This window comes from Bacteroides sp. OM05-10AA (genome assembly GCF_003439055.1).
Classification (GTDB): domain Bacteria; phylum Bacteroidota; class Bacteroidia; order Bacteroidales; family Bacteroidaceae; genus Bacteroides; species Bacteroides intestinigallinarum.
Map to the genome: position 1 here is coordinate 114245 of NZ_QSUR01000017.1, position 24414 is coordinate 138658.

General features: G+C 42.5%; 13 protein-coding genes. All 13 read left to right on the forward strand.

Annotation, left to right across the window (positions count from 1 at the left end; translation table 11 throughout):
* The 13 genes from DXB58_RS14710 (at position 1) to DXB58_RS14770 (ending at position 24135) form a co-directional block, all read left to right on the forward strand.
* On the forward strand, positions 1 to 1452 hold the full coding sequence (locus DXB58_RS14710) for a right-handed parallel beta-helix repeat-containing protein (RefSeq protein WP_122137343.1): 1452 nt from the start codon (positions 1 to 3) through the stop codon (positions 1450 to 1452).
* Between the two features lie 19 nt (positions 1453 to 1471).
* Positions 1472 to 2365 carry a fimbrillin family protein gene (locus tag DXB58_RS14715; protein ID WP_122137345.1) on the forward strand — a complete coding sequence of 298 codons (894 nt, stop codon included), beginning with the start codon at positions 1472 to 1474 and terminating at the stop codon, positions 2363 to 2365.
* Positions 2366 to 2383: 18 nt separating this feature from the next.
* The gene (locus DXB58_RS14720) at positions 2384 to 4534 is read left to right on the forward strand and encodes a fimbrillin family protein (RefSeq protein WP_122137347.1); all 2151 of its coding nucleotides are present in this window, start codon (positions 2384 to 2386) and stop codon (positions 4532 to 4534) included.
* Positions 4535 to 4595: 61 nt separating this feature from the next.
* Positions 4596 to 5498, forward strand: coding sequence for a glycerophosphodiester phosphodiesterase family protein (locus DXB58_RS14725; protein ID WP_199487971.1), 903 nt, complete (start codon positions 4596 to 4598; stop codon positions 5496 to 5498).
* Positions 5499 to 5515: 17 nt separating this feature from the next.
* A complete protein-coding gene (locus tag DXB58_RS14730; RefSeq protein ID WP_122137351.1) occupies positions 5516 to 8023 on the forward strand; it encodes a family 20 glycosylhydrolase in 2508 nt (835 codons plus the stop codon).
* 123 nt (positions 8024 to 8146) lie between these two features.
* On the forward strand, positions 8147 to 9790 hold the full coding sequence (locus DXB58_RS14735; protein ID WP_122137353.1) for a DUF6377 domain-containing protein: 1644 nt from the start codon (positions 8147 to 8149) through the stop codon (positions 9788 to 9790).
* 208 nt (positions 9791 to 9998) lie between these two features.
* On the forward strand, positions 9999 to 13004 hold the full coding sequence (locus DXB58_RS14740; RefSeq protein WP_122137354.1) for a TonB-dependent receptor: 3006 nt from the start codon (positions 9999 to 10001) through the stop codon (positions 13002 to 13004).
* Positions 13004 to 14539, forward strand: a complete 1536-nt coding sequence (locus DXB58_RS14745) for a RagB/SusD family nutrient uptake outer membrane protein (protein ID WP_199487972.1) — start codon at positions 13004 to 13006, stop codon at positions 14537 to 14539. Before DXB58_RS14740 ends, DXB58_RS14745 begins: the two co-directional genes overlap by 1 nt.
* Before the next feature lie 30 nt (positions 14540 to 14569).
* The gene (locus DXB58_RS14750) at positions 14570 to 16060 is read left to right on the forward strand and encodes a glycoside hydrolase family 30 beta sandwich domain-containing protein (protein WP_074558819.1); all 1491 of its coding nucleotides are present in this window, start codon (positions 14570 to 14572) and stop codon (positions 16058 to 16060) included.
* A 22-nt stretch (positions 16061 to 16082) separates the two neighbouring features.
* Positions 16083 to 18116: a DUF5016 domain-containing protein gene (locus tag DXB58_RS14755; protein ID WP_122137355.1), complete on the forward strand. Its 2034-nt coding sequence runs from the start codon at positions 16083 to 16085 to the stop codon at positions 18114 to 18116.
* Between the two features lie 36 nt (positions 18117 to 18152).
* Positions 18153 to 20729 (forward strand): GDSL-type esterase/lipase family protein, encoded by a 2577-nt coding sequence (locus tag DXB58_RS14760; RefSeq protein ID WP_122137356.1) that lies wholly within the window; start codon positions 18153 to 18155, stop codon positions 20727 to 20729.
* Positions 20730 to 20860: 131 nt separating this feature from the next.
* Positions 20861 to 23113, forward strand: a complete 2253-nt coding sequence (locus DXB58_RS14765) for a glycoside hydrolase family 3 C-terminal domain-containing protein (RefSeq protein ID WP_122137357.1) — start codon at positions 20861 to 20863, stop codon at positions 23111 to 23113.
* A 212-nt stretch (positions 23114 to 23325) separates the two neighbouring features.
* On the forward strand, positions 23326 to 24135 hold the full coding sequence (locus DXB58_RS14770; RefSeq protein WP_122137358.1) for a Fic family protein: 810 nt from the start codon (positions 23326 to 23328) through the stop codon (positions 24133 to 24135).
* Positions 24136 to 24414: the final 279 nt, after the last annotated feature.

Below are 24414 nucleotides of genomic sequence, written 5' to 3' on the forward strand. Positions count from 1 at the left end.
ATGAAAAATAGATTATTCATAATATCGAAGCTATGTATGCTGGCTTTCATGATTCTGTTGGCACAGGGATGCCAGGAAGATTATGAGATGATAGACCCGCCTATGATGACGGATTACGATGACGATCTGGACGAAGAAGTGATTATGCAGAAAGGATTGGAGAGTTACTTTGTGACTCAATTCGGTGAAGGTGAGATGGATGGCAGTTCTTGGGAACAGGCGCTGGATGCGGCTGGCTTCCGTAAGTTGTTGAGCGGTTCAATTGATCTCTCCAAGAGTACGATTTATATGAGTCAGGGAAAATATATAATGTCCGAAGAGAGTGGGCTTGGTGTAATCGTTCGCAAGGATGTCAAAGCGATTAAGGGCGGATATAGCCAGTTTAGTGAAGGAACGGATGTTTCGGCACGTGATATAGATGCGTATGTGACAGTCATCAGTGGTGATGTGAACGGAAATAAGCAGGCGGATGCCGGTGATTGTGGTTTGTTGCTTGTCAAGAAAGGACATATAGCTATTGAAGGGGTTACTTTTCAGTATGGATATGTATCTGAAGCAGATGCCAGTGCTACCGAATGTGGTAGTGGAATTTATGTGAGTGGCAGTGCCAGTGATACTTCTATTGAGTTGATCGATTGTGTGATTAGAGATTGCAAGTCGGGAGTAACGACTTCTGCCAAGCAGGGTGGCCCGGCTGTTTTTGTCTTGTCGGGACAGGTGCGATTGAATAAGGTAAGCTTATTGGACAATACAGCTGCAGGTCGTGGAGGAGCTGTTCGTTGTAGTAGCAAGACGGCGGTGGTATTTATGAATGGCTGTCTGCTGAAAGGTAATTCTCATAACGGTTCGTGGGGAAATGGTATTCAGATGTCGGAAGGACATATTTGTATAAACAATACCACGCTGATAGAGAATATGGGGACAGGTGCCGCTTTGAATGGAGGAGGTAGTATACTGCTGACTAATAACACAATCATTGGAAATGCGAATGATAGTCATGGGGCTGTACGCTGTGAGACGGGAGTTGGCGGTGATACGAAGTTTATTAATAATCTGTTGATCTCTGAAAATCCTTCGGCTCCGAGTTTTAATCTGAATGGTAGTAATCTTGAGGCTTTCTCGAAGGGATATAATGTGTATCAGCGTGTGACGGGGATAACGATGAGTGCCTCCGATACGGCTTATCCTAATCAGGTGAACGGTGCGCTGAATGAGGAGGGAGTGTATGTGTGGGATCTCAATCAGATTGGTTCGGTAAAAGGATATGCTACCAGGCAGGCGGTGATAGAAGTTGCGAAAAGCTTTAACCCGGTGGCTTCGCCTATTACTAATTTGGGAGAAGTGTTTGTGGAATGGATCGGTGAAGATGCTTTCGGAATAGACCAGCGGGGAGTGACTCGTAATGTGAATAAGATGCAGGCCGGTGCTTATGATGCTGTTCTGACCAATTAAACCCTAAAACGACTGTAACATGAAGAAGATATTTTATATAATAGCCTTGGGCGTCGGACTAGCCGGATGCTCAAATATTGAGGATGAATTACTGTCAACGGGTAGTTTCCCCGAAGACCATGTAATCCGTATCATTACAGAAGTAAATGAACCTTTGTCGCGTGCAGGGTATGATGCAACGAATCTGGAACGTTTCGGATTGATGATCCGGAATAGCGAGAATGCTGCTTATAACTATCATAAGCAAATGGTTGGTTCCGGAAGTGCCTGGAGTACGTCCGACGGTCAGCAGATGCTTTGGGATGCGGAAAGAACGCCGGTGACGATGATAGCGTATGCGCCTTATATGAGTGAAGCCGCTCCGGATGCTTCTTTGGCAGTTAATGCTCTTACCAACCAGGCTACTGAAGAGAATGTGAAGTCCTCCGATTTTTTGTTGATGAAAGCAACAGTCGACCCAGAGCAGGATTTAACTGCGGATGGAAAGCTGAAAATCTCTTTGAGTCATGCCATGAGCAAGCTGATTATAAAAATCACAGTCAATGGAACGGCAGATGCTGCAATGAATAAGTTAGGGGATATGTCTATCAATGGGGCTGTTGTTAATGGAATTTGTGATATGTCGGCAACCGTTCCGATGGTTGTTCCTGCGCCAGATGCCGTGGTGGCTACTGTGGCTCCCTATAAAGGGACGGAATCTTGCGAATGTATTCTGCCTCCACAAAAAATAGCAGAGGGCTTCTCTGTGAACTTCAGCTATGACGGAAAACTGTATATCTGGACTGCAAAGGAAGCCATTGAATTGGAAAAAGGAGTGGAACATACTTTGACTCTCAATGTAAACACAACTGTCCGATTGGCTGGTAAGATGGCCAGAAATTGGGCAACCGGACAACTTATCGACCGGAATTAAAGAAAGAGGAGATAAACTATGAAGATTACAAAACTGATATTGGCTGTCTATTTGTTGATGGGTATGGCGGCTTGTGATACGGATAAGGATATAGCTGTGTATAGTGAAGATTCCGGTGCTATTCAGATTGAAGCTGCTATTAATACCGTCTTTACACGTAGTAATCCCGGTGCAACGGGAGATCAGCAGAAACAATTTAATGAGGGTGATGAAATTCAGTTAAGTTGTGAGGATGGATATCTGAATTATGTACTTTCGGAAGGAAAATGGGTGCCGACCGATAATTATTATTTAAGATGGGGGGAGGAACCGGTAACTTATTCGGCTTTTTATCCGGTAGTGAACGGAGCCAGTACGGCTAATTTTACACTTCCCACAAACCAGCAACGTTTGGAAAACCTGGCTAAGGCCGATTATATGACGTGTACCGTAGAGAATGCAACGGACGACGGATCCCGTATTCTTCGTCTGGGTATGAACCGGAAAATGGCAAAAGTGATTATGACGCTTGCAGATGTAGGCGGACAAGCTAAGGTTCAGGGAGTAAAGATTGGTTCCTATCAGGGATATACAAACGGGGAAGTGGTATCGGGTACTTCTTTAATATCCCCCTTCATTACAGTTCCCGAAGGTGGTAAGGCAGGACAGGATGGTTGTACGTATACTGCCATTGTGGCTCCTGGAAAAGCCGGGACAACTGCTACCTTTGTTTCCTTAAACTATTTGGGCGAAGATCTGGTGCTGCCCGGTATACCGGAACTGAAATCTGGAAAGTGTTATGAATTCACATTAAAAGTGGAAGGCTCGATCATAACTATCAGTGAGCCGATTGTTTCTCCGTGGGATAGCGGTACTTTGCCGGGCGGAGATGCGGAAGAACTGCAACTGGCCGCTTACTATGTGAAAGGGCAACCTGCCGGAAATGCAACCGGTATGGATTGGGATAATGCAATGGGAGTAGATGCATTACGCAACTTATTGCAAACGAATAGTAACAGTGAAATTTCCAATGCTAATGCAGCCAAACTAGATGGTAAAAAGATTTATGTAGCTGCGGGCTCTTATGAGATTGCGAAAGAAAACTCCGGAGTGAAGATAGAATATAGCGGTTATAGTAAGCAAGTGGAAATAACGATTGAAGGCGGATATAATCCTTTAAGCACGGGAACGGATTTAACGAAACGTGACGTTGCTAAATACACGACTGCTTTCGTCAGAAATACCAGTAGTGGAGCATCTGCGACGTCCAACTCTTTATTAGTATTGGGTAATCAGACAAATATTATTTTCGATGGCTGTACTTTCAATGGACAATATGGATTGAGTGATGCAGGAAGTGTTCGTGCCGTGTTTGTTGCGGCAGGTGGAGGTGACGCAACCCTGCAACTGAATAATTGTGTCATAAAGAATTTCAATCGCGGAAGCGATGGTGGAAGCGATGGTGGAGCAGCCGTTAAAGTATCAAAAGGAAGAGTCTTGTTAAATCAGGTGGAGATGGTGAGCAATAAAGCGACAGGGCGTGGAGGAGCCATCACTACTACCGCAGCAAACAGCTTCCTGTTTATGAATAATTGCTTGTTGCATGAGAATTATGCACCAACCGCTTGGGGAACTAGTATTCATGCCGGAAATGGATATGTCTGCATGAATAATGTAACTGTACTTGGCACGGCAGCTACAGGAGGAAATAGTATCACTGTCAACGGAGATGCCTACTTTATGCTTGCCAATACTACGATTGTTGGAAATTCGGGCAATCCGAATGGTGTCTTCCGTGCAGGGAAAAATGCTTCTCTTGTGGTCAACTCTTTATTTGCCAAAGGAGCCGGAAACAGAACTATTTATGCGGGTAATATCACTTCCGGTGGATACAATGTATATCAGGCGGCAGATGCCGGTTGGGGAGCAGTTGCTACGGATACGGATTATTCATCTCAAACTCTTCCTGCTGCTACTTTAACGGATGGCGTTTATCAATGGACTGTGACCGGTGTTATTGACGAATTTGCAACCTGGCAGGCTGTGATTAATGCAGTGAAATCCTTTGATGCAACTGTGGGACAGCAATTTGTAGACTGGGTTGGTGAAGCCGGCTTTGGAGTAGACCAGCGTGGAGCAACCCGTAATGTCAACAAGATGCAGGCTGGTGCTTATGATGCAGGGTTGTAACTGTGGCCAAAATATAGTAGGTATTGAATGAAGTAAGAAGATTAAATAACAAATGAAAGATATGAAGAAAAGCAAGGTTATAGTGCTTTTGTTACTGCTCTGTCTGCAGCCAGGTTTCCTGGCTGCACAACGGGCGGAGCTCATTCGCAAAGATGTGTTGAATCCACACTTAGATAAGGTTTTAGTGGTGGCGCATCGCGGAAATTGGAGTATTGCCCCCGAAAACTCTTTGGCGGCTATCGATAGTGCTATTCAGATGAAAGTGGATATTGTAGAGATAGATATCCGTAAGACGAAAGACGGTGAGCTGGTTCTCATGCATGACGATACGGTAGATCGTACTACTAATGGTACAGGAAAAGTAAAAGATAAAACGTTGGCTGAAATAAAGCAACTCCGGTTGAAAGACAAGGATGGTCAGTTAACGGAATATACTGTTCCTACTTTGGAAGAAGCATTGTTGGCAGCCAAAGGTCAGATTATGGTTAATCTGGATAAGGCCTATCCTATTTTTGATGATGTATATATTATATTGAGAAAAACCGATACTGCTGATTTAGTTATAATGAAAGGTGCTCAACCGGTGGAGACGGTGAAGCGAGAGTTCGGCTCTTATCTGGATAAGGTGATCTATATGCCTGTCGTAACGATTGATGAGGAAAAATCGATGAAGGTTGTCGAGGATTATATGGAACAGTTGCATCCGGTTGCTTTTGAGCTTTGTTACAGAAATGCTTCTAGCCCGGTACCTGCCAAAATGGAACGCAGACTGGCAGGGAAAAGTCTGATCTGGTATAATACTTTGTGGGCTTCTCTGGCAGGCGGGCATGATGATGAGGCTGCAAAGAAAGATCCGGATGCTAGTTATGGGTATCTGATAAACAAGTTGGGAGCACGAATCCTTCAAACAGACAGTCCGGCTTTTATGCTCAATTATTTGAGAAGTAAAGGGTGGCATGACTAATCACTAAGACTAAATTTATGAATGATATAAAATTTTCTTTATGGACAGTAGGGTGGCTGTGCATCCTGTTCTTTGCAGGCGGTTGTAAATCGACGAATGATTCGGGAGCTCCGGTTTCTTTAACTTGGGAGATGGGAAACTACGATGAGAATGGTAAATATTATGAAAATTCATTTGTACTGAAGAATATATCAGATACTCCTGTAGGAAAAGAATGGGAGATTTATTATTCGCAGTTTCCCCGTACTATCCGGCAGGATGCTTCGTCACCGGTTAGAGTGGAGCAAGTGAATGCAACTCTTTTTAAAATGTATCCGGGAGAGGGATTTATCTCATTAGCTCCGGGAGATTCATTGAAAGTGATTTTCCAGTGTGATGGGGAAGTGCCAAAGAATTCGCATGCGCCCGAAGGAAGCTACTGGGTGAGCCAGTCGGGAGCATCGAAAGGTAAGCCACTTCCTGTAACATTGAATAACATACCATTACTTATGACGGAATGGCAAAGAACGATTGCTCGGAAAACGTATGAAACAAACCTTCGTTTGAACAATGCAGTTACTCCGGAGTTTCATTCAACGGATATAATACCTTCCATAAAAAAGGTGGTTACTACCGGAGGTAATATCTTATTAGATAAGCAACTAACTTTGACTTTCCATGAGGATTTTGCCAATGAGGGAAAACTGCTAAAAGAGAAACTTTCCGGATGGTATGGCTTGGAAGTAGTGCCGGAAGCTCCGGTAACCATTACTCTGAATTACCTTTCTGACAAGAAGAAAGCAGTTAATGAGGAATATTATGAGTTGAGTATTGACAGTCAGCAGATAAGGATTAGCGCTACTACTCCACATGGCATTTTTAACGGAACGCAGACCCTGTTGGGGTTACTGAAAGGGCAGAAAAGCCCGTTCCGGTTGGAAGCAATGTCTATAAAGGATTATCCGGATTTATTATATCGGGGACAGATGTTGGATATTGCCCGGAATTATACAACGGTGGATCACTTGAAGAAACTGATTGATATTCTATCTTCTTATAAACTGAATGTGCTTCAGTTCCATTTTTCGGATGATGAAGGTTGGCGACTGGAAATTCCGGGGTTAGAAGAACTGACTGCCATCGGATCACGACGAGGACATACTACCGATGAAAAAGATTGGTTGTATCCGGCTTATGATGGTGGATATGATCCGTGTGCCGCTACATCGGGAAATGGTTATTATACCCGGGAGGAATTCATTGATTTATTGCGATATGCAACCGAAAGACATGTGCAGGTAATTCCGGAAATAGAATCTCCCGGCCATGCGCGTGCGGCGATTGTAGCAATGAATGCACGTTATCAGAAATACATCGATACAGACCCGGAGAAGGCGAAGGAATATCTTTTGAGTAATTTGCAGGATACTTCCCGATATGTTTCCGCACAGGCCTATACGGATAATGTTATGAATGTAGCCTTACCTTCCACTTACCGTTTTATGGAGAAGGTGATTCAGGAAATAGTGAGCATGTATAAGGAAGCGGATGCACCACTGACCACCATTCATTTAGGCGGTGATGAGGTGGCTAAAGGGGCATGGATGGGATCACCCTTATGCAGAACGCTCATGGAAGAACAGGGAATGGAAAAGGCACATGATTTGGCCGAATATTTCATTACCCGGGTGGTTGATTGTTTACAACAGCATAATTTATCCTTTAATGGTTGGCAAGAAGTAGCTTTGGGGCATAAGAAAGATACTCATACTTATTTGTCTCAACACGCAGCCGGTATCAATTCGTGGAAGACTGTTCCTGAGTGGAAAGAGGATGAAATTCCTTATCAGATAGCCAACAACGGTTATCCGGTTATTCTCTGCAATGTGAATAATTTCTATCTGGATTTGGCTTATGATGCTCATCCCGATGAACCGGGACATTTCTGGGGTGGATACGTGGATGAATCCAAAGCATTTTCCATGCTTCCGTTCGATGTCTATCGTTCCTCCCGTACGGATATGGCGGGTAATCCGGTTGAGATCAGTTCCGCAGGAAAAGGAAAAACGGCATTGACTGCATCCGGCAGGAAACAGATAAAAGGCGTACAGGCTCAATTGTTTGCCGAAACAATTCGAGGATTTCAATGGGTAGAATATTATATGTTCCCTAAAGTGATGGGACTGGTAGAACGTGGCTGGAATGCGCATCCGGATTGGGAAGTCCTCTCCGGAGCAGCAGAGCAACAGGCTTTTGACCGGGATCTGGCACTATTTTATGAGAAAATCAGTGTAAAGGAAATGCCTTATTGGAGCCGGATAGGGGTAAACTTCCGTTTACCTCATCCCGGACTTTTCGTCAGAGACCAACTTCTGTATGCGAATACTCCTATCGAAGGAGCACAGATACGTTATACGACGGATGGGACTGAACCGACGATTGATTCGATGTTATGGGAGGCTCCTATAACCTGTCAGTCTGCTGTTGTAAAAGCAAAACTGTTTTATAGGGATAAGCAAAGTGTAACCAGCTGTTATTTACAGTAATTAGTGGAATAGTATAATAGATGTACTTTTAATTTCTATCTGTTTTATTCTTTAAAATACGAAGATTTTCTCTACATTTGTCTTTATTAGTCTTGTAATCTTCTATTAAAGTTTAATACTCCGATGAAAAAAAAGTACCTGTTGTTTCTTCTACTTCTCTCTTTTCCACTATATACCTGGGCTGATAAGACCCTGGACTCGCTGTTGAATGTACTTGATTTGACGATTCGGGAGCATGAGACTTATGTGGTTCAACGTGAATCACGTATCAGACATCTTAAAGAACTGACACACGGAATAGAAGTTAATTCTGTGGAATATTATAACCTGAACAGTCAGATATACAAAGAATATAAAGCCTTTATTTGCGACTCTGCAATCCATTATTTGAATGAAAATATACGGATTGCGGAGCGCTTGCATGATATAGACCGGAAGATAGAAAGTCAGTTGCAGCTTTCATTATTATTATCTTCAACGGGAATGTACACGGAGTCTATTGATGTTTTAGAATCGGTAGACCGGCAGAAAGTCGTATCCCGTTTAATAGCTGATTATTACACTTGCTTTGACCATGTGTATGGCGAATTGAGCGTTTATACCCAGGATAAAACTCTTTCAGGACATTACTGGACCATTTCGCAGGCATATAAAGATTCTTTATATGCTATATTGCCCCCTGAATCGGAAGAATATCTGATGATGCGCGAAGCATTGCTTCGTGACCAGCATCAGTATGAGGAAGCCCTGAAAGTGAATGACCTCCGGCTGGCGGAAACAGAAGTGAATACTCCACAGTATGCATTGGTCACTTACCATCGCTCTTTGATTTATAAGTATAGTAATGATAATCTGGGAGAGAAACAGAATCTTTGTCTTTCTGCCATATCCGATATTCGTTCTGCCATTAAGGACCATGCCTCGTTATGGATGCTTGCCCAACTGCTTTACGAAGATGGTGATATGGAACGGGCATATCAATATATGCGTTTTTCCTGGAATGCGACGAAATTCTATAATGCCCGCCTGCGTAGCTGGCAGAGTGCGGATGTGCTTTCGTTGATTGACAAGACCTACCAAGCTATGATTGAAAAACAGAATGACCGTTTGCAACAGAATCTACTGCTTATCACCGCATTATTGGTGCTATTGATTGTAGCTTTAGGCTATATCTACCGTCAGATGAAAAAGCTGGCGGATGCAAGAAATCATCTCCAGGTGGCTAACGGACAGCTGAATGGATTGAATGAGGAATTGAGGCAAATGAATAGCTGTCTGTCTTCTACCAATATCGAACTTTCGGAGTCTAATCAGATTAAGGAAGAGTATATTGCCCGTTTTATCAAGCTGTGTTCTACCTATATCAATCGGCTGGATGCTTATCGGCGTATGGTGAATAAGAAAGTATCTGCCGGACAGATTGCAGAGTTATTAAAGATAACGCGTTCGCAGGATGCTCTTGATGAAGAACTGGAAGAGTTATATGCGAACTTTGATACTGCTTTCTTGCATCTCTTCCCCGATTTTGTGAAAAAGTTCAATGACCTCTTACAGGAGAATGAGCAGATTGTATTGAAAAAAGATGAGTTGCTGAATACCGAACTACGAATTTTTGCTTTGATACGCTTAGGCATTGAGGATAGTTCACAAATTGCGGAGTTTCTTCGTTATTCAGTGAATACAATTTATAATTACCGGGCGAAAGTGAAGAACAAAGCCCGTGGGTCGAGAGAGGATTTTGAAGATTTAGTACGGAAGATTCGCTAACTAAGACTGTAAACTAACCACTTTTTTGGAGATACTTATTGTGCGCAAATTGCTGGTAATAAATGGATTGTCATTTTGGGTAATCCACTTATTGACCCCTCCTTGTTAGCTCGCCTCAATTTCTTTATACTTTTGACCTGTGCTTCGAAAGCAATGAGAATAGCTCCATTGCAGACGAACTTTATTATTAACTTTTAAATTAGTACGCATGAAAAAGAACAGGCGAAAAATCCTTTCGGGGAGTCGCAAGATTTTCTTTGCTATCTTGGCAATGTTTTTATCTTTGAGTGCATCCGCACAGCAATTAACAGCATCCGGTCAGGTTTTGGATGCTCAAAAAGAACCGTTAATCGGGGTTAGTGTACAGGAAAAAGGTACGTCTAACGGAGCAATTACCGATCTGGATGGTAACTTTACACTAAACGTTCAGCAAAACGCCATTTTGATATTCTCTTATGTGGGCTACAAATCGCAGGAGGTAAAGGCAGCCCGCCAGATGAAAATCACACTTCAGGAAGACAATGAAGTGCTCGACGAGGTGGTGGTCATCGGCTATGGTTCGGTAAAACGGAAAGATGTGACGACTGCTATTTCTTCCGTATCCACGAAAGACTTGGATATGCGCCCCATTGTTTCCGCAGGACAGGCCATTCAAGGTAAAGCGGCCGGTGTGTCGGTGATTAGTCCTAGTGGTAAGCCAGGTGAGGATATGTCTATCCGTGTGCGTGGTACTACTTCTATGAATGGAAGCAATGATCCATTATATGTAGTGGATGGAGTTCCGGTAGATAATATCAGATTCCTTTCTCCGAATGATATTGAGAGTATGCAGATTATGAAAGATGCTTCTTCATCTGCTATTTATGGCTCGAGAGGGGCCAATGGAGTTATTCTGATAACGACGAAAGCAGGAGCGGCGGGAAAGGCCAAAATATCTCTGACGGCACAGTTCGGATTGAATAAGGTAGTGGATAAGATGGAATCGCTGAATTCTTCACAGTATAAAGAGTTACAGGACGAAATCGGATTGGTCTCTTTACCCGATGGATTGCCGGACCGTACAAACTGGTTTGATGAAACATATTCTACCGGGAAGACACAGAATTATCAGGTGGCTGTATCCAATGGCAATGATAAGATTAAATATTATCTTTCTGCCGGATATTTGGATGAGAAAGGAGTGTTGGATATCTCTTATTACAAACGTTATAACTTCCGCGTAAATCTCGAGAATCAGATTCGTGACTGGCTGATGGTAAGCGCCAATATTTCTTATTCGGACTATAGCAGTAATGGAGGCGGTTCGATGGGAACAGGCTCCAATCGTGGTGGAGTGGTGCTGGCTGTTATCAATACACCAACTTTTGCCCCGATTTGGAACCCTTTGAATCCGCAGCAGTATTATACTAATTTTTATGGGGTAAGTAATATTACGAATCCGTTGGAGAATATGGCACGTGCAAAAAACAATAAGGATAAGGAAAACCGCCTGTTGGCATCCGGTAATGTGTTGCTTACTGTACTTCCGGAGTTGAAGTTCAAATCGACTTTCACCATTGACCGCCGTAATGCTATTAATACGACTTTCCTAGACCCGATTTCTACTTCCTGGGGGCGCAATCAGTATGGAGAAGCTTCGGATAACCGAAATACGAATACAGTGCTTACATTTGATAACGTGTTGACCTACAATAAGAATTTCAAGAAACACGGATTGGAAGTAATGGCGGGTTCTTCATGGACGGATTCAGACTATTCTAATAGTTGGATAAATGGTTCTCATTTCCGTAATGACCTGATACAGACATTAAATGCAGCAAATAAGATTGCATGGGATAACACAGGTACAGGAGGATCGCAGTGGGGAATTATGTCTTTCTTCGGTCGTGTATCCTACAACTTTGACAGTAAATACCTGCTGACAGCCAACCTGCGTGCAGATGGCTCTTCCAAACTGCATCCCGATCATCGTTGGGGAGTATTTCCATCGCTCTCTGGGGCATGGCGTATTTCTTCGGAGAAGTTTATGGAAAACCTGACATGGATTGATGACTTGAAGTTGCGTGGGGGCTGGGGACAAACCGGTAACCAGTCGGGACTGGGAGATTATTCATATCTCCAACGTTATAATATCAGTCGCATCCAATGGTTCAAAAAAGGTGAAGAGGGAGATACAACGGATTATGAAAATGCAGTTCCTACTATCAGTCAGGCAAATTTGCGTACTCCCGATTTAACCTGGGAAACTACCACACAGACTAATATCGGTTTGGATTTGACGGTATTGAATGGCAGGTTGACTTTAAACCTTGATTATTACTACAAGAAAACGACGAATATGTTGATGAATGCAGTGGTTCCTGCAGGTCCCGCCGGTTCTACTAAAATAGCTCGTAATGAGGGTGAGATGACTAATAAAGGGTTTGAGTTTTCTATCAGTTCGAAGAACTTCCGTGGAGGAGCATTTACCTGGGATACGGATTTTAATATGTCTTTCAACCGTAACAAACTGACGAAGTTGGCATTGCAGAAGGTTTATTATGATGCAAAGACAAGTGATGTGATAAACGACCATGTAGTTCGTAATGAACCTGGACGTGCTTTGGGTGGTTTCTTTGGTTATATCAGTGATGGTGTCGATCCTGAAACCGGCGAACTAATGTATCGTGATTTGACCGGTGACGGAAAGATTTCATCTTCCGACCGTACTTACATTGGTGATCCGAACCCAGATTTTACCTATGGACTGACAAATACCTTTTCTTATAAAGGCTTTAATTTGAGCGTCTTCATCCAGGGTTCTTATGGAAACGATATTTATAATGCTTCACGTATTGAAACGGAAGGTATGTATGATGGAAAAAATCAGTCTACCCGTGTCTTGAACCGTTGGAAGATTCCGGGACAAATCACAGATGTGCCGAAAGCTAATTTCAAATTATTGAACTCTACTTATTTTGTGGAAGACGGTAGTTACCTTAGAGTTAAGGATATTACCTTATCATACAATTTCAAAGGGAAATTGATGAAGAAATGGGGAATAACCCGTTTGCAACCCTATTTCACAGCTACTAATCTGTTGACGTGGACGAGTTATTCCGGCATGGATCCGGAAGTGAACCAATGGGGGAATAGTGGTACAGTGCAAGGTATTGACTGGGGCACATATCCGCATTCTAAATCATACATGTTTGGTATTAATGTTGAATTCTAATGAAAGGAAAGATTATGAAACTAAGATATATATTTTGTGGAATCACTTCCTGTTTGTTTTTAGGAATTTCTTCCTGTTCGCTGGATTATGATCCTGTGGATACATATTCGGATGTGACCGAAGGAATGACAGATACTGGTGAAAAGGTGGTTTTTAAAAATAAAGCAGCGGTTGTAGGGCATCTCACTACAATTTACAACCAGATGCGCGACCGTCAGGAGCATTGGTATGTAGACTTGCTTCTTATTGCAGATTCTCATGCAGATAATGCTTATGCAGGTACTACGGGAGCAGAAGTTCTTCCGTTTGAAAATAACTCCATTGAAGGTTCGAACTCTGTGATGGAACGGGACTGGAACCGATATATGGAAGATGTTGCCCGTGCCAATATCCTGATTTGCAATATTGACGCAGTGACAGACAACGCATTAACGACTACCGAACGGGCACAATATAAAGCGGAAGCAAAGATATTCCGTGCCATGGTGATGTTTGATATGGTGCGTCTTTGGGGCGATTTCCCGGTGATAACTACCGTTGCTGATGATATTACTTCCGACAATATAGACGAGGTATATCCGCAATACTTCCCGGCGCAAAACACGGAACTTGAGGCCTATCAACAGATTGAAAAGGACCTACTGGATGCTGTTCTGTATGCTCCGGACAATACAGCAGGAAACAAAACACTATTTACTAAATCGGTAGCCCGCACATTGCTAGCTAAGATATATGCAGAGAAACCATTACGTGACTATGCGAAAGTGATTCGGTATTGTGATGAAGTGAAAGCAGATGGTTTCGATCTTGTAGAAGATTTCAATGATTTATTTGGAATGAATACTGCCGGAACAGATGCAAAGATGCGCAACACAAAAGAGTCTATTCTCGAAGCACAATTTACTCCCGGTGCAGGTAACTGGTGTACATGGATGTTCGGTCGTGACTTGGTGAATTGGAATACTAACTTTACATGGGCAAAATGGGTGACACCATCTCGTGACCTGATTAACGCTTTCAAAAAGGAAGGAGATGAAGTTCGTTTCAAAGAATCGGTGGTTTATTACGATTGTAAGTGGAGTAACTATTATCCGTCTGATAACTATCCGTTTATGTACAAATGCCGTTCGGCTAACAGCAGCATCATCAAATACCGCTATGCTGATGTACTGTTATTGAAAGCAGAAGCACTGATTATGCAGGATACACCGGATTTGGACGGAGCTGCCGATATTATAGATGAAGTTCGCGAACGTGCCAAATTAGGAGCACTTTCTGCTTCTACCCGTTCAAATAAGAATGCTATGCTCAATGCATTGCTGAAAGAACGCCGTTTGGAACTGGCTTTCGAGGGACAGCGCTGGTTTGACCTGGTTCGTCTGGATAAGGTGGAAGAAGTGATGAATGCCGTGTATGCGAAAGATTCGGGACGCAAAGCACAGGTTTACGCATTCGATAAAACTTCCTATCGTTTGCCTATTCCACAATCGGTAATCGATGCGAACGATAAGATTCACCAGAATCCGGGTTATTAATTCAATTCAAAAACATAGAAACTTACGATTATGATAAATATGAGAAATATAGCATTGACCTTTTTAGGATGTTTCACCATACTGGCTGCATGCAGCAACAGTGACGATGCGGAAAAACCGGTAACACCCGTTCCAACCGGAGATGTGACTATTTATGCAACGACCAACAGTCTGACTCGTGACCTGACCCGTGATGCTGTTAATTTCAGTTCGAAAGATAACCTGGCACCTACGTCCATTACCTTGGACCCGACTGAACAGTTTCAGACTATGGATGGCTTTGGAGTAGCTATCACGGGCGCTACCTGTTTCAATCTTTTACAAATGAAACCGGCAGACCGTCATGCATTCCTTACAGAAACATTCTCTGACGATAAAGGATTCGGATTTAGTTATATCCGTATCTCCATTGGCTGCTCGGACTTCTCATTGAGCGAATATACCTGCTGCGATACCAAAGGCATTGAAAATTTCGCTTTGCAGAGTGAAGAGAAAAACTATATCTTGCCCATTCTGAAAGAAATTTTAGGCATCAATCCTTCCATAAAAATCATTGCAGCTCCCTGGACATGTCCGCTATGGATGAAAGTGAAAAGCCTCACAGATCTTACTCCACTGGAATCGTGGACAAACGGCCAGTTGAATCCTGCCTATTATCAGGATTATGCCACTTATTTCGTAAAATGGGTACAAGCATTCAAATCCGAAGGTTTTGACATCTATGCTGTTACTCCCCAGAACGAACCGTTGAACCGTGGTAATTCCGCTTCGCTTTATATGAGCTGGGAAGAACAGAGAGACTTCGTGAAAACAGCACTCGGGCCCCAATTCAAGGATGCCGGATTGACTACAAAGATCTATGCTTATGACCATAACTATGATTATAGCAGCATTGAATCAGAAAAGAACTATCCAGGTAAAATCTATGAAGATGGAGATGCTTCTCAATACTTGGCCGGAGCTGCTTATCACAACTATGGAGGTGACCGCGAAGAACTTTTGAATATGCACAAAGCCTATCCGGAAAAGGAACTTCTTTTCACAGAAACCTCTATCGGAACCTGGAACAGTGGGCGTGATTTGTCAAAACGACTTCTCGAAGATATGAAAGAAGTTGCGTTAGGCACAGTAAATAACTGGTGTAAAGGTGTGATTGTTTGGAATCTGATGCTTGATAACGACCGTGCTCCTAATCGTGAAGGTGGTTGCCAGACATGCTACGGAGCGGTGGATATCAGCAATAGCGATTATAAGACAATTATCCGTAACTCACATTATTATATCATCGCTCATCTTTCAAGCGTAGTGAAACCGGGAGCTGTACGCATTGGTGCATCCGGTTACGCTGACAGCAATATCATGTACTCTGCTTTCGAGAACCCGGATGGAACGTATGCATTTGTCCTGATGAATAATAACGAAAAGACAAAGAGAATCACCTTTAGCGATGGAAAACGTCATTTTGCTTATGATGTTCCGGGTAAATCAGTGACTTCCTACCGTTGGGCGAAGTCGGAATAAGAACCTTAAAACGATAAAGACAATGAAAAAAAGTATCTATATCATACTGGCATTAATAGGAATACTAGGAATGAATTCCTGTAGTGATGACGAATATCTTGCGGGCAATCCGGATATGGAATTTATCGCAGGTAAAGTAAGTGCTCTTTATGGTGACAGTCTTCCGTTTACCATTAAGGCTTCTGATGTGGAAGTGCCTCTTTCTACGTTGAAAGCGAAGCTTTTTTATGGCGAAGAACAAGTGTCCGAAACGGTTATCCGTACAAAGACAAGCGGCAGTGATTATACCGGAAAGGTCTTCATTCCATATTATCCCAATGTTATCGACGGTAGAGCGACTTTGAAGTTTGTACTTCAAAATATCCATTTCACTATCACGGAGATGGAGCAGGAAGTCGTGTTGTCCCGTCCGGACTTTCCTTACGTGACTTTGGTGGACGAGATGGGAGAGGAGTATCTGATGAAAAAGAAATCCTTGTATAATTATGGTGTGACCGGTAAATTCCCACAGGATTTGAAAGCCTATATTAAAACACCGAAAGTTGGTGAGAATGGAAACGAACTGACTTTTGGCTGGGATAACGACAACCTCCTTTCAGAAGGAAAGAATGTAAATCCTATTACTTTTTCCGGTACGGCATCCGAACCTTATGAAGTAACATTCAACGCACTGACTTACGAAGTTACTCCGTTGGTAAATGTGTTGTTTGATGGGGAGAAGATGACGGCACAGGATGCAAATACATATCTCATACAGAAATCATTTACACAGGGACAGTCGATTGTGGTGACAGGTATAGATATGAACGGCTGGTGGATCAATCCTGATTATTTCAAGAAGGAATCTAATGGAACGTTGACTTTCTTACCGGTAGATGGCAAGTATCGTGTCGTTGCCAATATGAAACAAAAATATTTTGGTATCACTCGTATGGATGGAGACAAGGAAGCTGGTCTTTCTGATGCAGGACACGGTGCTCTTTGGTTAATGGGATGGGGAGTCGGTTCTCCTTCGATGGACTTTCAGTTTGGTTGGGATGCCGGAAGTAATTACTGTGTGCCGGAAATCTCTTCGAAGAAATACCAGTTTATTGGCACGACGGGTCCTGAACATAATTCAGTCTTTGGACAACGTTTCCGCTACGATTACATAAGCGCCAAGTTCTTCTTCCAGAATGGTTATGGAGGTGAGTTCAGTCAATTGACACTGGCAGACGACGGAACAAAATCGCTGATCCGCCTTACGGATAGTAAGAATATCGAACTTCTCCTTGATGGGAATGACAAGCCGATTCCTTTGGAAGAAGGTGCAACGTATGCACTTACTGTTGATTTGAGTGCCGGAAATGATAAAGGTGTAGTATCTTTCAAGAAGATTTCGGATGGAGAAGTTAAACCGGAGCCGACAGTCGTTCAGACACTTTATTTTGACTTTGGCTCTAGTACTGCCACTAGTCCTGGTAAGGGTGACCCAACTGTAAATCCTGATGACAATGGAAATTACTGGAACAATATTACCAATAACAATGGGAACTATGCAAATGCAGGAACTGTTTATGGTTCTTTATTTAATTCGGAGAACACTCCAACAGCTTATGCATTGACCTTAAATTCTCGTTTTACCATTAATGGAGCAAGTGGTGGAGGCGGTTTGCTACAACCTGATAAAGATTTGCTGGATGATTTGGCCGTAGCTACTGCTACCGGAGATTATTTCTTTATGGAGAAAAGTGAAGACAATAGTAGCTTTACATTCTCTAATTTAGATAAGAACAAGGGATATAAGTTCTATGCATTTGGTAGTCGATTGGCCACCCAAGTTCGTACAGCTATTTATATCATATCAGGAGAAAATACGGACCAAGGCGAATTACAGGCTGCCGGAACAAATTGTGGAGGAACAGGAATTAATCAGAATATTCAGAATGTTTATGCTTCGGAAGTTATTTTCCCGGATGAAAACGGTGAAATCAAATTTACAGTTTCAAGAAAAGAGGGTGATTATATTCCACTGAATGTCTTGAAAATAGAGGAATATACCAACGTTGAGAAATAAATCATTGAGAATCATAAATCATAAGATCAATAAAATATGAAGAAATATATATTCTTGGCATTTGCATTGTTCGGAATGCTGTCAATCGGTTCTTGTAATGATGACGAACCGATAGTACCCCCGTCCCCGGGAGAAGAAATAGAAATACCCGAACCAGTAACACCGGTGTTGGTGCAGACATTATACTTTGACTTTGGTTCCAACGGCACTGCTACTAATCCCAGTAGGGGAGATCAGACCCAAAGCCCCGACGTTAATGGGCATTATTGGAATAATATCATTAATAATGATGGGATTTACGCTAAAGTTAATTCAGTCTATTCCTCTTTTGTAAACTCGGAGAATACTTCGGTTGACTATGAGTTGACTTTGAATAATCGTTTCTCTACTAATGGACAAAGTACCGGAGGTGGGCTGCTGGAACCCCAGAAAGAGCTCCTGAAAGACTTTGCTGTGCCATCTGTCACAGAGGACTACTTCTACATCGAATCTGGTGAGAATAATAGCAGTTTTACGTTCAGCAAACTTGATCCGAAAAAAGCATATAAATTTTATGCATTTGGTAGCCGGATTAATACACAGACGCGTACGGCTTATTATATAATGTCAGGACTGAATCTTTATCAGGGTGAGTTGCAGACTTCGGGAACTAACTGCGGAGGTGAGGGTATCAACCAAAACATAAAAAACATCTGCGAATCGGAACTTATCTATCCGGATGATGATGGCAATATAAAGTTCACTGTTTCAAGAAAGAACGGCGATTATATTGCGTTAAATGCCTTGAAAATAGAAGAATATACAGATATAGAACGTCCCAATCAGTTTACATCACTCACCATGACCGGTAGTGCTATGGAAGAGGGGGAAGTTCCGATGCATATTGTATCTGCTGATGGCAGTCTGACGAATGTTTTCGAAGCATACACCTCTTTCAAATCCGGTGAACTTTCATTTAGAGGAACCACCAAAGATGGCAAGACTGTGAATATAGGAAAGGGGTATAAAGCGGGAGTAGTAGCCGACAATAATTATGGAATCACTGCTTCTACAACCGGAACAGTCCGTATTACAGTCGATTTGTCCAGAAAGACTTATGATATTCTTCCCGTAAAAGAGTGGGCACTGGTAGGAAGCGTCACTCCAAACGGATGGTCGGTAGATAAAAGTGTGCCTTTGACTTATCAGGGAAAAGGTGTCTGGGCCGGAAGAGTAAAACTCACCGGAATATCTGGTGTGAGTGACCGTGAACGCTTTAATTTTGCCATGAACAAGAGTTGGGATTATGTGATGAAGCGTGTAAAAGGTACGGCCAATGAGGTTGGTATGGGTACTCAGGGTTATGATACAGAGGATATCAACCTGAATCATGGAACTTATCATATCACTTTAGACTTACGTAGATATGTCTATTATATTGATTGCGGCGAGGAAGGTATCGATCCTTTTAAGATTTCTGTAATGGGCTCTTCCGTAGCCAACGGACAGGGAGCAACCAGCAATCATGGTTATGCTTATATGTACGGTGAATTACTCGACGAACGTTTCCGTAACCAGGAAAGTAAATTGCCATGGTATACCTCCGGAATATCCGTTAACAGTAATAATACACTTAACTTATTGGCACGCTACAACGATTTGATTCATGATTGTGGTGCATACGTGATTTTCGGCCTTTCTCTGGGAAATGAAGGAATTCATGGAGCTACAGACCAACAGGCTATCTATAATCAGTTTAAAGACAATATGCAGACTTTGATTAAGAAAGCCCGTGAAGATGGAAAATATCCTGTAATGATGAACAATTATACCCGTGGTGATTTTGATGCAAACGACTATGAATACGTGAAACAGATGAATCTATTGATTCATGAGTGGGATCTTCCATCTATCAATCTGTTGGGAGCGATAGATGACGGTAAGGGTGTCTGGGCAACCGGTTATCAGAATGGTACGGATATCTATCATCCAAATACTGACGGACATCGTGAGTTCACTTATGCTATGGTTCCATCATTGTTTGACGCGATAGATGCAGGCAAGGGGCAACCTTCACGTGTTTCAGGAACTTCTTATGTGCTGGCAGATAAGAAAGTGCTGGTATTCACACCCGAAGATATGGTACATCCGTTTACATTGTCCTTCAAAATAAAAGGTACGACAGATGGAGTCATCGCTTCTTTCGCCAATGGCGGCAATGCAACCGGAACATTGAAGATTCAGGACGGAGTTGTAGTATATCATTCTCCATTGACAGGTGAAATAAAAGGTGCGGTGAGTGTCACCGATAACCAGTGGCATGTTGTTTCCTTGACCCATTATTATGCTCAGAGACGTACACTGCTATATACTGATAAAGCACTGGCAGGAGAACTGGGTGAAAAACTGACTGTTGGTAAGTTTACGATTGGTGACAATACTTCTGCGAACAGCAGAGAATACAGTGAATTATTCTTCTACCGTTCGGCTATGAACCAGGAAGAAATTGATAAACTCTGTGATGGAAGAATGTTGAAGTCCAGTCTGGAAATCTATGCTCCGTTGGATGGCTCGAAATCAACGATTGAAAATCTGGCACAAAGCATGAACAGTGTAGCATTAAAAACAGAATAGAAACAGAGGATTACCGGTTGCGGAAGGGATATAAGTATAATAAATATTAATAAACTCATCCGCAACTAGGAAATATCCCCCATTTGAGAGTCTATATAAATAAAAGAATGAACTTATTTCTTATATCATAAATGAACATGAAATTCAAAGCAATGTTACTTGGCCTGTCTGTGATGACTGCACTGCCTGCTTTTGCGCAGAAGCCGGTGTACTTGGACACAGGTAAGCCTATTGAAGAGCGAGTGAAAGATGCGTTGAACCGGATGACCCTTGAAGAAAAGGTAAAGATGATTCATGCACAGTCTAAATTTAGTTCGGCAGGCGTTCCCCGTCTTGGTATCCCGGAAGTATGGGCTACTGATGGTCCTCACGGTATCCGTCCGGAAGTCTTATGGGATGAATGGGATCAGGCAGGATGGACAAACGATTCCTGTATTGCCTATCCGGCACTAACGTGCCTTGCTGCTACATGGAATCCCGAAATGTCTCATCTTTACGGGAAAAGTATCGGTGAAGAGGCGCGTTATCGCAAAAAAGACATTCTGTTGGGCCCCGGTGTGAATATCTACCGTACACCCTTGAACGGACGTAACTTCGAATATATGGGAGAAGATCCGTACCTCTCTGCCACAATGGTGGTTCCTTACATCAAAGGTGTGCAAGAGAATGGAGTGGCTGCTTGCGTGAAGCATTATGCATTGAACAATCAGGAATTCAACCGTCATACCACCAATGTACAATTAAGTGATCGTGCCCTTTATGAGATATACCTGCCTGCTTTTAAGGCAGCTGTTCAGGAAGGTGGCACATGGTCGATTATGGGCTCCTATAATCTCTATCAGGGAGAGCACGCCTGTCATAACAAACGCCTGCTTAAAGATATTCTTCGTAATGAATGGGGCTTTGACGGTGTCGTAGTGTCCGACTGGGGAGGTGTGCACAATACCGAGCAGGCGATTCACAATGGCATGGATCTCGAGTTTGGTTCATGGACGAACGGACTGTCTGCCGGAACGAGAAATGCCTATGATAATTATTTCCTTGCTTTCCCTTACCTGAAATTAATCAAGGAAGGTAAAGTAGGAACAAAAGAATTGGATGAAAAAGTTAGTAATGTCCTTCGTCTGATTTTCCGTACTTCAATGGACCCGCACAAACCGTTTGGCTCTTTAGGGTCTCCCGAACACGGGCAAGCCGGACGTAAGATTGGTGAAGAAGGTGTTGTATTGTTGCAAAACAAGGATAACGTACTGCCTATCGATTTGAATAAAGCTAAGAAAATAGCTGTTATCGGTGAAAATGCCATTAAGATGATGACTGTGGGCGGTGGTAGTTCTTCTTTGAAAGTGAAATATGAGATTTCTCCGTTGGATGGACTGAAAAGTCGTGTGGGCTCACAAGCGGAAGTGGTATATGCCCGTGGGTATGTGGGCGATCCGACAGGAGAGTATAACGGTGTGAAAACCGGTCAGGACTTGAAAGACAACCGTTCGGAAGATGAGCTGCTTGCAGAGGCTTTGCAAGTGGCTAAAGATGCCGATTATGTCATCTTCTTCGGTGGCTTGAACAAGAGTAATCATCAGGATTGTGAAGATTCGGACCGTGCTTCTTTAGGTTTGCCATACGCACAGGATAGAGTGATTAGTGAACTCGCAAAGGTGAATAAAAACCTGATTGTGGTCAATATCTCCGGCAATGCTGTGGCCATGCCTTGGGTAAATGAAGTGCCGGCTATTGTACAGGGCTGGTTCCTGGGTTCGGAAGCTGGAACTGCTCTTGCTTCCGTATTGATGGGAGACGCCAATCCTTCGGGAAAACTTCCTTTCACCTTCCCGGCAAAACTGGAAGATGTAGGGGCTCATAAATTGGGCGAATATCCGGGCAATAAGGAAGAACTGGCACAGTCTAAACATAGAGGAGATACGATTAATGAAATCTATCGGGAAGATATTTTTGTAGGTTACCGTTGGGCGGATAAAGAAAAAATCAAACCGCTGTTCCCGTTCGGACACGGATTGAGCTACACTACTTTCGCTTATGGAAAGCCTTCGGCTGATAAGAAAACAATGACAGTAGATGATACTATCTCTTTCACGGTCAATGTGAAGAATACAGGAACCCGTGAGGGGCAAGAAGTTGTTCAGCTTTATATCAGCGATAAGAAATCCTCTCTCCCTCGTCCGATCAAAGAGTTGAAAGGTTTCCAGAAAGTGAAACTGGCTCCGGGAGAAGAGAAAACGGTAACGCTGACGATTGATAAGAAAGCATTGAGCTTCTTTGATGATGCTAAACACGAATGGGTGGCCGAACCGGGCAAGTTTGAGGCAATGATCGGTAGTTCATCCAGGGATATTAAAGGTACTGTACCATTTGAGTTGAAATAGGTAGATGTTTGGTTAGATATTTTTTTAAGGAGATGACAGAGAGTCTGGGTACTCGGAAAACGCTAAGTGATTGCAACAAATCGACTTAGCGTTTTTTTATTGCCTAATTTTCCCAGCATTTGCAAAAAAATAGTAAGAAAGTAGTCGTTTCGCTTGGTAAAGTGTTGTATCAGAAGTAATTTTGGGAAAAATAACAATTAAGGTAACCTATTATGGAAAAAGGTATTTGGCTGGAAATAGAGGAACTGTATAAGGAGTTTCAGCAACTCGGTATCAGTCAGTCGGTGGACTATGAGAAGTACTACCTCTATTCTCTTATTACCCATTCTACAGCCATTGAAGGTTCTACACTAACCGAAATGGATGCACAGCTTCTTTTCGATGAAGGTGTAACAGCTAAAGGAAAGCCGTTGGTATATCATCTGATGAATGAGGATTTGAAGAAAGCATACGAGCTTGCTAAAAAGGAAGCGCAACGCAATACTGTTATAACTCCTGCTTTCTTGCGGAAGTTAAACGCTACTTTGATGCGGACAACAGGGGGAAGGCATAATACAATAGGCGGCTCTTTCGATTCTTCCAGAGGTGAGTTCCGTTTGTGTGGCGTTACGGCTGGTGTAGGTGGGCGTTCTTATATGGGTTATCAAAAAGTACCTGTTAAAGTAGAAGAACTTTGTTTCTTGTTGCAGGAACGGCAAAAGAATGTGGAAACGTTCCGTGAACAATACGAATTAAGTTTTAATGCTCACCTCAATTTAGTGACTATTCATCCTTGGGTGGATGGTAATGGGAGAGCAGCTCGCTTATTGATGAACTATATTCAATTCTGCTATCATCTTTTCCCCGCTAAGATTTTTAAGGAGGATAGGGCAGATTATATCCTTTCTTTACAACAGGCGCAAGATGATGAAACCAACCAGCCTTTTTTGGATTTCATGGCAGTGCAGTTGAAAAAAACACTGTCTTTGGAAATTCAAAAATATAAAGCTTCTCACAATAAAGGATTTAGTTTTATGTTTTAATCTTGTAGGGCTTCTTTTGATAAGACTTCCACCCATTGTATATTGTGTTGTTTTTCATTAAAGAAATCGCCGTTACAGTAACGGCGGTTGCATTTATTAATATCGAACTTATGTAATTCTCTAATAGTTTTTAATAAAGGTTCATCAGTTTCACCGTTAGTTGAATAGTTATAGACCAGATATTTATGGTGAAAGGAAACGCAAAATATAGAAATATTCATCCTTCACACTCGTAAGCGTCTCCGCGATTCTATATAGTGTATTAAAATAAAAAGGCTA

What these genes read in the sequence shown, in the direction of transcription:
- DXB58_RS14710 (WP_122137343.1), top strand. Translation starts at nt 1, where the DNA reads ATGAAAAATAGATTATTCATAATATCGAAGCTATGTATGCTGGCTTTC.
- DXB58_RS14715 (WP_122137345.1), top strand. Translation starts at nt 1,472, where the DNA reads ATGAAGAAGATATTTTATATAATAGCCTTGGGCGTCGGACTAGCCGGA.
- DXB58_RS14720 (WP_122137347.1), top strand. Translation starts at nt 2,384, where the DNA reads ATGAAGATTACAAAACTGATATTGGCTGTCTATTTGTTGATGGGTATG.
- DXB58_RS14725 (WP_199487971.1), top strand. Translation starts at nt 4,596, where the DNA reads ATGAAGAAAAGCAAGGTTATAGTGCTTTTGTTACTGCTCTGTCTGCAG.
- DXB58_RS14730 (WP_122137351.1), top strand. Translation starts at nt 5,516, where the DNA reads ATGAATGATATAAAATTTTCTTTATGGACAGTAGGGTGGCTGTGCATC.
- DXB58_RS14735 (WP_122137353.1), top strand. Translation starts at nt 8,147, where the DNA reads ATGAAAAAAAAGTACCTGTTGTTTCTTCTACTTCTCTCTTTTCCACTA.
- DXB58_RS14740 (WP_122137354.1), top strand. Translation starts at nt 9,999, where the DNA reads ATGAAAAAGAACAGGCGAAAAATCCTTTCGGGGAGTCGCAAGATTTTC.
- DXB58_RS14745 (WP_199487972.1), top strand. Translation starts at nt 13,004, where the DNA reads ATGAAAGGAAAGATTATGAAACTAAGATATATATTTTGTGGAATCACT.
- DXB58_RS14750 (WP_074558819.1), top strand. Translation starts at nt 14,570, where the DNA reads ATGATAAATATGAGAAATATAGCATTGACCTTTTTAGGATGTTTCACC.
- DXB58_RS14755 (WP_122137355.1), top strand. Translation starts at nt 16,083, where the DNA reads ATGAAAAAAAGTATCTATATCATACTGGCATTAATAGGAATACTAGGA.
- DXB58_RS14760 (WP_122137356.1), top strand. Translation starts at nt 18,153, where the DNA reads ATGAAGAAATATATATTCTTGGCATTTGCATTGTTCGGAATGCTGTCA.
- DXB58_RS14765 (WP_122137357.1), top strand. Translation starts at nt 20,861, where the DNA reads ATGAACATGAAATTCAAAGCAATGTTACTTGGCCTGTCTGTGATGACT.
- DXB58_RS14770 (WP_122137358.1), top strand. Translation starts at nt 23,326, where the DNA reads ATGGAAAAAGGTATTTGGCTGGAAATAGAGGAACTGTATAAGGAGTTT.